Annotated in this window: 13 protein-coding genes and 6 tRNA genes; 1 reads left to right on the top strand and 18 read right to left on the bottom strand. The window is 73.8% G+C overall.

The window, feature by feature from the left end; translation table 11 throughout:
* Positions 1–57: 57 nt before the first annotated feature.
* Positions 58–139, bottom strand: a tRNA-Leu gene (locus PSR1_RS09740).
* A gap of 63 nt (positions 140–202) precedes the next feature.
* Between PSR1_RS09740 and PSR1_RS09745 the strand changes: the two genes are divergently transcribed.
* Positions 203–610, top strand: a complete 408-nt coding sequence (locus PSR1_RS09745) for a hypothetical protein (RefSeq protein ID WP_059437403.1) — start codon at positions 203–205, stop codon at positions 608–610.
* Between the two features lie 9 nt (positions 611–619).
* Here the strand turns inward: PSR1_RS09745 and PSR1_RS09750 are convergent, their stop codons facing one another.
* From PSR1_RS09750 to PSR1_RS09830, 17 genes are all read right to left on the bottom strand, one after another.
* Complete coding sequence (locus PSR1_RS09750) at positions 620–2,293, bottom strand: glycosyltransferase family 39 protein (RefSeq protein ID WP_059437404.1); 1,674 nt, start codon at positions 2,291–2,293, stop codon at positions 620–622.
* Complete coding sequence (locus PSR1_RS09755; protein ID WP_059437405.1) at positions 2,290–2,931, bottom strand: lipid-A-disaccharide synthase N-terminal domain-containing protein; 642 nt, start codon at positions 2,929–2,931, stop codon at positions 2,290–2,292. The genes PSR1_RS09750 and PSR1_RS09755 overlap by 4 nt, the downstream gene beginning before the upstream one ends.
* Positions 2,928–3,641: a glycosyltransferase family 2 protein gene (locus PSR1_RS09760; protein WP_059437406.1), complete on the bottom strand. Its 714-nt coding sequence runs from the start codon at positions 3,639–3,641 to the stop codon at positions 2,928–2,930. The genes PSR1_RS09755 and PSR1_RS09760 overlap by 4 nt, the downstream gene beginning before the upstream one ends.
* Positions 3,642–3,669: 28 nt before the next feature.
* On the bottom strand, positions 3,670–4,413 hold the full coding sequence (locus PSR1_RS09765) for a hypothetical protein (RefSeq protein WP_059437407.1): 744 nt from the start codon (positions 4,411–4,413) through the stop codon (positions 3,670–3,672).
* A 180-nt stretch (positions 4,414–4,593) separates the two neighbouring features.
* A tRNA-Lys gene (locus PSR1_RS09770) sits at positions 4,594–4,666 on the bottom strand.
* 103 nt (positions 4,667–4,769) lie between these two features.
* A tRNA-Arg gene (locus tag PSR1_RS09775) sits at positions 4,770–4,843 on the bottom strand.
* A gap of 40 nt (positions 4,844–4,883) precedes the next feature.
* Positions 4,884–4,956 (bottom strand) — tRNA-His (locus PSR1_RS09780).
* Between the two features lie 18 nt (positions 4,957–4,974).
* Positions 4,975–5,048: transfer RNA gene (locus PSR1_RS09785), tRNA-Arg, on the bottom strand.
* Positions 5,049–5,090: 42 nt separating this feature from the next.
* A tRNA-Pro gene (locus PSR1_RS09790) sits at positions 5,091–5,164 on the bottom strand.
* 76 nt (positions 5,165–5,240) lie between these two features.
* The gene (locus PSR1_RS09795; protein ID WP_059437408.1) at positions 5,241–5,960 is read right to left on the bottom strand and encodes a non-canonical purine NTP pyrophosphatase; all 720 of its coding nucleotides are present in this window, start codon (positions 5,958–5,960) and stop codon (positions 5,241–5,243) included.
* The gene (gene rph / locus PSR1_RS09800; protein WP_059437409.1) at positions 5,957–6,676 is read right to left on the bottom strand and encodes a ribonuclease PH; all 720 of its coding nucleotides are present in this window, start codon (positions 6,674–6,676) and stop codon (positions 5,957–5,959) included. The genes PSR1_RS09795 and rph overlap by 4 nt, the downstream gene beginning before the upstream one ends.
* Positions 6,677–6,729: 53 nt before the next feature.
* A complete protein-coding gene (locus PSR1_RS09805; protein WP_059437410.1) occupies positions 6,730–7,479 on the bottom strand; it encodes an N-acetylmuramoyl-L-alanine amidase in 750 nt (249 codons plus the stop codon).
* A 21-nt stretch (positions 7,480–7,500) separates the two neighbouring features.
* Entirely contained in the window at positions 7,501–8,556 is a 1,056-nt protein-coding gene (gene selD / locus PSR1_RS09810; RefSeq protein ID WP_082100191.1) for a selenide, water dikinase SelD, read from the bottom strand.
* 67 nt (positions 8,557–8,623) lie between these two features.
* Positions 8,624–9,328: a lipopolysaccharide assembly protein LapB gene (locus tag PSR1_RS09815; protein WP_059437412.1), complete on the bottom strand. Its 705-nt coding sequence runs from the start codon at positions 9,326–9,328 to the stop codon at positions 8,624–8,626.
* Positions 9,329–9,387: 59 nt separating this feature from the next.
* Positions 9,388–10,086 (bottom strand): nuclear transport factor 2 family protein, encoded by a 699-nt coding sequence (locus tag PSR1_RS09820; RefSeq protein ID WP_237757894.1) that lies wholly within the window; start codon positions 10,084–10,086, stop codon positions 9,388–9,390.
* Positions 10,087–10,186: 100 nt separating this feature from the next.
* The gene (locus tag PSR1_RS09825) at positions 10,187–10,975 is read right to left on the bottom strand and encodes an outer membrane protein assembly factor BamD (protein WP_059437414.1); all 789 of its coding nucleotides are present in this window, start codon (positions 10,973–10,975) and stop codon (positions 10,187–10,189) included.
* A 71-nt stretch (positions 10,976–11,046) separates the two neighbouring features.
* A complete protein-coding gene (locus tag PSR1_RS09830; RefSeq protein WP_059437415.1) occupies positions 11,047–11,553 on the bottom strand; it encodes a regulatory protein RecX in 507 nt (168 codons plus the stop codon).
* Positions 11,554–11,591: the final 38 nt, after the last annotated feature.

The raw sequence follows: 11,591 nt of genomic DNA on the forward strand, positions 1-11,591 counted from the left end.
GTGGGCGGGGAAATCGGCTAGTGCTACGTGCCCGCCGGTGGCGGGTCAAGGGTGAAGTGGGCGGGGAGGGGCTCGAACCCTCATGCCTTGCGGCACTGGATCCTAAGTCCAGCGCGTCTGCCAGTTCCGCCACCCGCCCCCGGGCGCCTCTTTACCATGCTCGCGAGGACGGGGAGCCGCGTCCTGTAGTACACAGGACCCCGTGGAGTCGCACCACGACCATGCACCCGACGACCCCTGCCTGCCCGCCTGCCCGGGCTGGTCGCAGGGCGCGCTCGAGCTGTTCGCGCTGCAGCGGCGGTACGGCGAGATGCTGGAGGCCTGCCGCACCGCCTCGGCCATCGAGTGCGTGATCGTCGCGCCGGCCGCACCCGCGGTGGAGATCCCCGAGTACCTCCACGAGGAGGAGCTGGTCCGCGTGAACCTGGTGGTCGGCCGGGACACGCCGGAGGTGCTCCTCGACGAATGGGGGATCCGCTGCAACCTGACGTTCCGCGGGCGCCGCTTCGACTGCGCGTTCCCGTGGCCGTCGGTGCTGGCCGGGATCCTCAAGCCGCCCGAGCGCAAGCGGCCCCGCTTCGGCGTCATCCAGGGCGGCAAGAAGGACTAGGCCGCGCCGCTACCGCGGCCGGAGCACCACCACGTGGTTGCGGAGCGCGCCGCCGCCCCAGCGGGCGTCCACCGCGCCGTCGTAGACGCCCAGGTCCTCGACGCGGAAGCGCTGCGCCAGCTCCGGCGCGAGCACCCGGTCCGGCGGCTCCGAGGTCATGAGCAGCAGCGGCGGCGCCACCGGCGGCTCGGGGCGCTCGCGCGGATCCCAGGCGTGGATCTCGCGCCCGCTCGCCCAGATCACCTCGATGAACTTGCCGGTGACGTCGCCGGCGCGGAAGAACGGCACGCCGGCGAGGTCGGCCCGGTGGCGGAGCTCGCCGTAGGGGCGGTAGCCGGGGTTGCGCGTGATGATGGCCGGCACCTGGCCGAGCACCAGCACGCAGGCGGCGGCCACCATCCCCACCATCCCGCCCCACATCACCAGCGGGCGGTGGCGGAGCCCGGCGTGCCCGAGCAGCGCGGCCAGCGCCCAGAACACCGCCGCGACCGCGGCGAGCAGCGGCCAGCCGGGGGCGACGCCGCGCGCGCGGAGCGCGAGCCAGAGCGCGAGCGGGACCGCGGCGGCGACCGCCGCCATGAGCCACGCGTTCGCCCGGACGATGGCGCGATCGGCGCGGGTCTCGGCGCCGGCCCGGAACGCGTCCGCCAGGGACCGCACGTAGAGCGCCGTGAGGAGCGCCATGGGCACGAGCACCGGGAGCAGGTAGCGCTCCTTCTTCTCCGGGAAGAGCGACAGGAGCAGGACGCCGGTCCAGATCCAGGCGGCGAGCAGCCGGTAGTCGCCGTAGCGCGCCACGCGGCGGCGCGCGTACGGGAACACCAGCGCGGCGGTGGCGAGCACGGCCCACACGCCCGACTGCGCGGTGAAGCTCCAGTACTGCCAGAACGGCCGCACGTTCCGGTTGATCCAGGCGGTGGACTCCTTCTGCGCGACGTACGCGGAGGCCTCGGGGCGGGTCAGCCAGGCATAGGCCGGCCAGGCCGCGCTCGCGGCGAGCGCGAGGCCCACCGTGAGGAGCAGCGGCCGCCAAGCGGCGCGGTAGGGCGCCGCGCCGGAGGAGAGCGTCCGCGCCACCAGGTACGGGAGCAGGAGCGAGAAGAAGGAGACCGGGCCCTTGGAGAGGAACGAGAGGCCCATGAGCAGGCCGGCGGCGGCGAAGCTCCCGAGCCGCCCGGCGGGGCGGGCCAGGCCCCGGTGCAGCTGCCAGATCGCGCCGACCATGAACGCGTGGCAGAAGATGTCCCAGGTGATGTCCCGGGCCATGAAGAACACGTAGAACGAGGTGGCGGCGGTGCCCGCGGCGAGGAACGGCGCGAGCCGGTCCTCGGTCAGCTCGCGCGCCAGCAGCCACGCGAACGCGACCAGCAGCGCGCCGGCGAGCGCCGCCGGCAGGCGCAGCCGGCCGAGGTCCTCCTCGCCGAACGCCCCCATGGCGACCGCGGTGGCCCAGGTCGGCAGCGGCGGCTTCTCCAGCCGCGGCTCGCCGTTCATGGTGGGCAGCAGCCAGTTGCCCTTCCCGAGCATCTCGCGCGCGGTGGTGAGGTTGCGCGACTCCATGATGTTCGCGGTGAGCGCGCCCGCGTTCACCACGAACGTGCAGGCGCAGAGCGCCGCGAGGAGCAGGAGCTGGGCCCGCCCGCCCAGGCCGGGCGGGCCGGCGCGACCGGGCGCGGCGCTCATGCGGCGGGGCGGCGCTGGGTGCGGAGGCCCAGCACCAGGTTGCGGGAGTACGCCACCGCGCCGCCGGCCTGCCCGAAGAACAGCACCGGGTCGCGGCGGAACACGGCGTAGACGAGGATCATGGTGGAGCCGACCAGGCTCACCACCCAGAAGCCGTTCGAGAACACCGACTCCTTGCGCGACTCGGAGTCGATCCACTGCATCACGAAGCGGAACGTGAACACCACCTGGCCCACCGAGCCCCACACCTTGAGCCAGAGCGGGATCTCCACGTTGCCGAGGATGTCGCGCAGGTTGCCGGGCGCGCTGGAGACGAGGTACGCGACGCTGAGCACCGGGACGAGGTAGGCCGCCCAGCGGAAGGGCGCGCTCACCGTCATCCAGCGCTGCTGGAGGTGCAGGTTCCGGATGTAGATGAAGTAGACGATGAGCTGCCCGAGGACGATGGCGAAGTCCTTGCGCAGGATCCCGTAGACGAAGAACAGGATCCCGCCCAGCAGGCTGAGCTGCCAGAAGACCACCGGGGAGATGGGCTTGCCGGCCTTCTCCGAGTGGAACCACTGCACCAGCATCCTGGCGGCGAACAGGAGCTGGGCGGTGAACCCGACGGCGAAGATCCAGAGGTGCGAGGCGGTCATCCCTTTTTCGCGATCTCGTAGCGGATGTAGCGGCTCCGCATCCAGCGGTAGGCGAACAGGTCGGCGGTGGGGCCGATCAGCCGGTTCCACAGGTGGTACTTCGACTCGCCGGCCACGCGCGGGAAGTGGCGCACCGGCACCTCCTTCACCTTGCCGCCGTCGAGCTGCACCAGCGCCGGGAGGAAGCGGTGCATCCCCTTGAAGAACGGGATGCGGCGGGCCACGTCGGCGCGGATCACCTTGAGCGGGCAGCCGGTGTCGCTGGCGCCGTCGTGGGTGAACGAGCGCCGGATCGCGTTCGCGATGCGCGAGGACAGCTTCTTCACCAGCGTGTCCTTGCGCTTCACCCGGACGCCGGTGACGAGCTCGTAGTCGGCCGCGAACGGCATGAGCAGGTCGAAGTCGTCGGGCGAGGTCTGCAGGTCCGAGTCGATGTAGCCCGCCCAGCGCGTCTCCACGTGGTCGAAGCCGGCCTTGAGCGCGGCGCTCAGGCCGGAGTTGCGGGCCAGGTGGAGGAAGTGCAGGCGCGGATCCCGGGCGCAGAGCGCCTCGATCATCGGGCCGCTCCGGTCGCGCGACCCGTCGTTCACGAACAGGACCTGCGCCGGCGTGGAGGTGCGGTCCAGGTACGCGGTCAGCTCGCGGCCGACGCGCTCGAGGTTGTCCTCCTCGTCGAAGACCGGGACGATGACGGTGAGCGTGGGGTCCATGGGCCTCGGGCTCCGGCGACGGGCGGCGCTACCGGCGGTCGGCCGTGGCGCGCGCGCCCGGCTCGCCGCCGGGCGCGGCGGCCTCGCCGGGGCGGGCGGCCGGGCCGCGGATGGCGGCGGCGTTGAGGGGGAACAGCAGGATCATCGCGAACAGCCAGGTGGCGCCGAACTCGAGCAGCTCGTCCCGCTCGCGCGACGGCACCAGCGCGATGAACGCGAAGGCCGCCACCACCGCGATCACCTGGCGCACGCGGGGCACGGGCACGGCCCAGGTGTCCACCAGCCGCGCGAACGCGGCCCGGCGGCGGTAGGCCCAGGGCAGCACCAGCAGGAACAGCGCGGCCGCGACCGTGAAGAGCTGGGAGAAGACCAGCTTGTTCACCTTCACGCCGTCCACCACCAGGTTGTGGAGGTTGGTCTCGTGCTGCGCGTTGTGGCTCTGGAAGAACTCGGGGCTCTGGATGCCGAGGAGGCGCTGGCCCCAGCTGATCTCCTCGCCGGCCGCGAAGAAGCACAGCAGCGTGAGGCCGATCCAGGTGAGGCGGTGGAGGCCCGGGTTCCCCGCCCCGGGGCGGCGCGCGGTGACCGCGGCGATCCCGGCGCCGACCAGCAGCGCGACGGCGGTGGCCCACTCGATGGGCCCGTCCTCCACGGCGTAGACCTGCTCGAACCAGTGCACGTCCACGATCGCCGCCGCCAGGCCGACCAGCATGCCCACGGCGACGAGGACGTAGACGGCGAGCTCCAGGGGGTGACGCTTGTCCGTGTCCACGTTCGAGTCCTGCTGCGAGGGTGAGGGGCGGGCGCGCCGCCCTGCCGCAGCCGCGGCGGATACTACGTCGGCCCCCTGCCCGGATCCACGTCGGCGGGGGCCAACGCCCCGCCGCCCGCGGGGCGCCGCGAGGCATGCCCCGGATAAGCGAAAACCCCTGGGGTCGCCAGGGGTTTCGAGTGAGCGCGGAAGGAATCGAACCTTCAACCTATGGATTAAGAGTCCATTGCTCTGCCAGTTGAGCTACGCGCCCGATGCATCTCGGGATGGCCGAGGGGCGCCGTATTAGCAGCGTCCCGGTGGGCTGTCAACGACCTCCGGCGCCTTCTGCGCGACGGAATCGCAGCACATCTCAGCACGCCCGGAGGGATTCGAACCCCCGACCCGCGGCTTAGAAGGCCGCTGCTCTATCCGACTGAGCTACGGGCGCGTACGTCGAAGGTTACCTCAGGGCGTCGGGCGAAAAAGTGGGTGAGTAAAGGGGCTCGAACCCTTAACCCCCGGATCCACAGTCCAGTGCTCTACCGATTGAGCTATACTCACCGTAAATCTTCATCTCAGCGCGCCCGGAGGGAATCGAACCCCCGACCTGCGGCTTCGAAGGCCGACGCTCTATCCAACTGAGCTACGGGCGCATGAAGGAAGCGCACCCGGCCATCACCATTGCTGTCAAAGAGTCGGGGCGGCCGGATTCGGACCGGCGACCTCCTGCGCCCAAGGCAGGCGCGCTACCAGGCTGCGCTACGCCCCGGAACACCTGCGGTGGCGCCGAGCGCCCCTGAGCCGATCCGAGAACGCCCGTCTCTAGCCGACCCGCCGCCGTCCCGTCAAGCGCCGCGAGCGGCGAGCGTCGCCAGGAGCGGGAGCAGCCTGCGGAACGCCTCACCTCGGTGGGAGAGGGCGTCCTTCTCCTCCGGCGTGAGCTCGGCCATGGTCCGCGCCCCGCTCCCCTCCCCTCCCCGCAGCTCGGCGGCCGGGATGAACAGCGGGTCGTACCCGAAGCCGCCGTCGCCCCGGCGCGCGTGGCCGATCCGCCCGGGGCACGTCCCGGTGACGGTCCCCACCAGCGTCCCGTCCGGACGGGCGAGCGCCAGCACCGCCTCGTACCGCGCGCCGCGGCGCGGGTCGGGGAGGCCGGAGAGCGCCGCCAGCAGCTTGTCGTTGTTCCGCTCGTCGCGGGCGGCCCGCCCCGCCACCGGCCCCAGCTCCAGCTCGGCCACGCCCGCCAGCTCGCACACCGGGCTGGCCGGGCCCTCGGGCTCGAGATCGGACCAGCGGGCGGAGTGGACCCCGGGCGCGCCGCCCAGCGCGTCCACGCACAGCCCGGAGTCGTCGGCGACGGCGTGCAGCCCGGACCAGCGCGCCCAGGCGACGGCCTTCTTCTCGGCGTTCGCCTGGAACGTCGCCCCGTCCTCCACCACCTCCGGGAGCGGCCTGCCCAGGTCGTCGGGCGAGACCACCCGCACCGGCAGGCCCGCCACCAGGCGGCGCAGCTCGCGCAGCTTCCCGGGGTTCGTGCTGCCGAACAGCAGGTCCACGGGGCTCACGGCGTGCGGAGCGCCGCCTCCTGGAGCTCCTTCAGGCGCGACAGCCCCGCCAGCGCCGCGTCGAGCATCCGGTCCAGCTCGGCGCGCGGGAACGGCTTGCCCTCGGCGGTGCCCTGGACCTCCACCAGCGCGCCGTCGCCGGTCGCGACCACGTTCATGTCCACCTCGGCGGTGGAGTCCTCGTCGTAGTCGAGGTCGAGGTGCACCTCCCCCGCGACGATCCCCACCGACACCGCCGCCACGCTGCGCTTCACCGGATCCTGGGCGAGCTGCCGGCGCTTCTGGATGCTGCGCACCGCCTGGACCAGCGCCACGTAGGCGCCGGTGATGGCGGCGGTGCGGGTGCCCCCGTCGGCCTGGATGACGTCGCAGTCGAGCGTGACGGTGCGCGGCCCGATGGCGCGCAGGTCCACCGCGGCGCGCAGCGCCCGGCCGACCAGCCGCTGGATCTCCAGCGTGCGCCCGGTCTGCTTCCCGCGGGCCGCCTCGCGCTGCATCCGCTCGTGCGTGGAGCGCGGCAGCATGCCGTACTCCGCGGTCACCCAGCCGGCGCCGGTGCCGTACACGTGCGGCGGGACCTTCTCGTCCACCGAGGCGGTGCACAGCACGTGGGTGTCGCCGAAGCGCACCAGGCAGGAGCCCTCCGCGTGCTTGGAGACGCGGGGCTCGAGGAGGATGGGACGGAGGTCGAGCTGGCCGCGGCCGTTCTTTCGCATGGCGGCGGGATTAGCACGGGCGCGCCGGGCGCGCCACGCCCACGGGGCGCCGCCTAGCGGCTCGCCCGGAGCGTCTGGGCGCGGTAGGCGGCGATCCCCTCGACGATGGCGCCCGCGACCTGCTCCTGGTACGCCGCGCTGCGCAGCCGGTCACCCTCGGCCGGGTGCGAGATGAACCCGACCTCCAGCAGCACCGCCGGCATGCGCGCGCCGGCGAGCACGTAGAACGGGGCCTGCTTCACGCCGCGGTCCTCGGCCCCGAGCGCCGCGACCAACCGCTCCTGCACCGCGTAGGCGAGGCGGGAGGACTGCTGCAGGGCCGCGGTGTCCTCGAGGTCGCTCAGGATGGCGGCGACGGGGTCGGACGGGTCCAGCTCGGGCTCGCCGGCCAGCCGGTCGGCGTTCTCGCGGGCCGCCACCGCCGTGGCCGAGGCGTCGCTCGCGTCCGCCGACAGGAAGTAGGTCTCGATGCCGTGGGAGGTGCGGCGCGCCTCGGCGCTGGGCATCGAGTTCAGGTGGATCGAGACGAACAGGTCGGCGCGGATGGCGTTCGCGAGCGCGGCCCGCGCGGCGAGCGGCACCGACGCGTCCGCGGTGCGGGTGAGCACGGCCTTCGCGCCCGCGCGCTTCAGCCGGGCCGCCACGCGCCGGGCGATCTGGAGCGTCAGCTCCTTCTCGCGGTCGCCGCGGGGCGAGACCGCCCCCTCCTGCTCGCCGCCGTGGCCCGGGTCGATCACGGCGACGAAGCTCGGCCCGCGGGCGGCGGTGAGCGCGAGCAGCGCGGCGGCGAGGTGCGCGATCACGGCCGCGCATTGTAGCAGGAGCTACGGGACGAGCTCGATCCGCGGCGGGTCGCCGGGGAGCACCTCTCCCACCTCCACCGCCGCGACGCCCGCCGCCCGGAGCGCCTCGAGCACCGCGCCCGCCCGGGCCCCGTCCACCGCCGCGAGCAGCCCGCCGTTGGTCTGGGCGTCGGCGAGCACCGCCGGGAGCGCCTCCGCCACCCCGGGCGCCACCCGCAGCGCGGGCGTCACCCAGGCCAGGTTCGCCTTGGAGCCGCCGGGCAGCACGTCCTTCGCGGCGAGGTCGAGCACGCCCGGGAGCACCGGCACGGCGCCGGCGTGGAGCCGGAGCGCGACGCCGGAGCCCTCCGCCATCTCCCAGGCGTGGCCGAGCAGGCCGAAGCCGGTGACGTCGGTGAGCGCGCGCACCGCGCCGCTCTCCGCCAGCGTCTCGCCGGCGGCGCGGTTCAGCGCGGACATGAGCTCGATGGCCGCGTCGATCATGGGGGCCGGCGCGATGCCGCGCTTGATGGCGGTCGTGATGATGCCGGAGCCGAGCGGCTTGGTGAGGAGCAGGCGGTCTCCCGGCCGGGCGCCCACGTTGCGGAGGACGCGGTCCGGGTGGACGAGGCCGGTCACGGCCATGCCGTACTTGGGCTCGGGGTCGTCGATGCTGTGGCCGCCCAGCACCGGCGCGCCCGCGAGCCGGGCCACCTCGGCGCCGCCGCGCAGCACCTCGCCCAGCATCTCCATGGGCAGCGTCTTCACCGGCCAGGCGACCAGGTTGAGCGCGAACAGCGGCTTCGCGCCCATGGCCCAGATGTCCGAGAACGCGTTGGCCGCGCCGATCCGGCCGAACCAGTACGGGTCGTCCACCACCGGCGTGAAGAAGTCCACCGTCTCGACCACCGCCCGCTCCGCGTCGAGCGCGTACACGGCCGCGTCGTCGCGGGTCGAGTGGCCGACCAGCACCCTGGGATCGTCGACGACCGGGAGGCGGCGCAGGACCTGCGCCAGATCCGCTGGGCGGATCTTGCAGGCTCAACCGGCCCCGTGGCTCAGGCTGGTCAGCCGGACGGTCTTCTCGGCCTCGCTCATGGCCGGGACATATCGTCCCCGGCGCCCCGCGGCAACGAGGACGCCGCCGCGCGCGCCCGCAGCCCCGCTACGACTGCCCCGCCGCGAGCTGCAGGTACATCTCGGCGTTGCGGTTGCCGGGCGAGATCTCGAGCACGCGCTGCCAGTGCCCGACCGCCTCGTCCTTGCGACCGACCGTGAACAGCGACAGGCCCAGGTTGAGGCGCGCGAGCACGTAGCTCGGGGCCTGGCGGACCGCCTCCTCGTACTCGGCGATGGCCGCCTCGCGCTCCCCGGCGTCGCGCAGCGCGCCGGCCAGCTTCGCGCGGATGTCCACGAACGCCGGCCCGAGCGCGAGCGCGCGCCGGTACTCGGCGATCGCCTCCTGGTACAGGCCGGAGGAGAGGTACACGTCGCCGATGTCGGCGTACATGTTCGCGAGCTTCCCCTGCACGAAGCGGTCGAGCTTCCCGTGCTGGGCGCCCGAGCGCGACAGCGCGTGGCGGTACGTCTCCTGCGCCTCGCGGTACTTGCCGGTGTCGTTGTAGGTGACGGCGAGGTTCAGCGCCGCGTCGGTGTAGCCGGGGTTGATGCGGAGCGCCGCCTCGAAGGCGCGCAGCGCTTTCTGGTACTGCCCCTGGTCGTGGTAGATGACGCCGAGCATGTTGTACACGTCGGCGAACGACTGGTTCTGCTCGACGACCTCGGTCAGGTATTGCTCGGCGAGCCCGTAGTCCTTCTTGAGGTAGTAGCCGCGTCCGAGCGCGAGGGCCTGCTTCAAGGTGTCGTCCATGTCGGGGCCTCCCGGCGCGGGAGTCTACACCAGACCGCGCCGCGCTCAGAGTCGGCGCGTCACAGCCCGTCCACGAAGCGCCAGCGCTCGCCCTCGCGCGCGAGCACGTAGCGGGCGCGGCGGCGCTCCGGGTCGCGGCCCTCCCGGACCAGCTCGTAGTCCTCGCCCACCTCGGCGCGGTCGCGCTCCACCCGGATCTGCCAGGCCGCGATCCGGGCCCGCGCGCCCGCCGCCGCGGCGAGCTCGGCCCGGAGCCGCGCCCCCAGCGCCGCGCGATCGCCGGCGTGGGCCTCCGCGACCAGCCGCTCCAGCGCGGCCGCGTCGCCGGCGTTCCAGGCGTCCTCGCGGCGGAACAGCGCCGTCAGCACGCCGCGCAGGCCCGCGAACTGCTGCCCGTCGCCGCACCAGAGCGCGATCGAGCAGCGGGTCATCCCGAACGCCTCGCGCCCGACGTAGGAGACGTCGGCGCGCTCGTCGCGCCAGGTCACCCGCCCGTCCGCCTCCACGATGGCGAGCACCGAGGCGCGGTCGCCCTCCACCTGCACCGCGACGTCCGCGAACCGGACCGGGACGAGCTCGGCGGTGCCGCCGGACTTGAAGCCGTAGACGTCGTTCAGGTGCGCGCGGTCCTGGTGGCGGAGCGCCTCGCGCACCTGCGTCTCGGGGCTGGCGGCGGAGATGGCGAGGTCCGCGCCGGCGATCCGGTCCCAGTAGCGCCACAGCAGCAGCGCCGCGATCGCGGCGAGCGCCAGGGGCACGAGGTAGGGCGCGCCGACCTTCGCGGCGCGCGCGCGGCGGCGCGCGGCGCGGGAGCCTGGGGAGAAGGGCGGCGGTCGCGCCGGCGGGGGCGCGGGCGGCTCAGCGGATCGAGGCAAGGAGCTTCTCGGCCTCGGCCCGGCGCGCGTCGCCCGGGTGCTTCACGATGAGCTGCTGGAGCGCCTTCCGGGCGCGGTGCTTCTCGTCCATCTTCAGGCAGGCGCTGGCGAGCTTCCAGAGCGCCTCGGACTCGTGCCGGGACCCCGGGTACCTGTCCACCAGCGTCTCGTAGCGCCCCGCGGCGCCCGCCCACAGCGAGCGCTTGTAGTAGTACTCGGCCACGTACCACTCGCGCGCCGCCAGCCGGGTCTGCGCCTCGGCCAGCACCTTCTTCGCCTCGGGCAGGTACTTCGACTGCGTCCGGGTCTGGACGAAGTCGGTGAGCACCTGCACCGCCTTCTCGGCCTGCCGCTGGTCCTTCTCCGCCGCCGGCGGGAACAGCGCGAACTCGCCGGGCGCGTCCTTGAAGTAGGACAGGCCGGAGCGGTACTCGGCGTAGTCCACGTCCTCGTGGGTGGGGTGGAGCTGGACGAACTGCTTGTAGGCCTCGGCGGCCTCCAGGTACCGGTCCTGCTTGAACTTCACGTCGGCGAGGCGCAGCTCGGAGAGCGCCGCGAACTTCGAGAACGGGTACTTCGTCTTCACGAACTCGAAGAACTTCACCGCCTCGGTGAAGTTGTCCGCCTTCAGCTCGTCCATGCCGGCCTGGTAGTTCTCCTCGGGCGTCTTCCCGAGCTTCAGGCTGCCGGTGAAGGTGGTGTGCTTGGTGCCGCACGCCGCGAGGGCCACGGCGGCGGACAGGGCGGCGGCGAGGGCGAGGTTCCGGCGCATGGGGCCCGGAAGATAGCAGAGGCCCGGCCGGCGCGCAGTCGTTCCTCCGGGCGGGGCCCCGGGGCTCGGGGCTATCCGTCCTGGTCCTCGTAGACGCCCAGCGCCCTGGCCACCACCGGCCCGGAGAAGCCGCGCCCGAGCAGGAAGCGCGACAGCCGGCGCCGCCCGGCGGCGTCGAGGTCCGCGAGCGGGCGCCCCCGCGCCCGGCGCTCCGCCAGCGCGCGGCACAGGGCCAGCTCGGCGGCGCGCGGATCCTCCCCCGCCTCGCCGGCCAGCGCCGCGGCGACGGCCGCCCGCGCCTCGCCCGCCCCGATCCCCTCCCCCACCAGCCGGCGCTCGGCCATGCGCGGCCCGAGCCTGCCGCCCGCGACCAGCGAGCGCGCCCGGGCCCGGGCGTAGGCGGCGTCGTCGAGGTAGCCCAGCCGGCGGAGCCAGGCGACGGTCTCGTCCGCCTCGCCCTCCAGCCCGTCGCGCGCCAGGCGCGCGCGGACCTGCGCCTCGGTCCGCATGCGGGACGCGAGCTGGCGGAGCGCGATCGCCTTGGCGCGCGCGAGCGGGGTCTGCCCGGGGGACGGCACGGGGGCGCGGCGCTAGAAGCGCTCGATCTGGAAGTCGT

It is taken from the genome of Anaeromyxobacter sp. PSR-1, assembly GCF_000964525.1.
Classification (GTDB): domain Bacteria; phylum Myxococcota; class Myxococcia; order Myxococcales; family Anaeromyxobacteraceae; genus Anaeromyxobacter.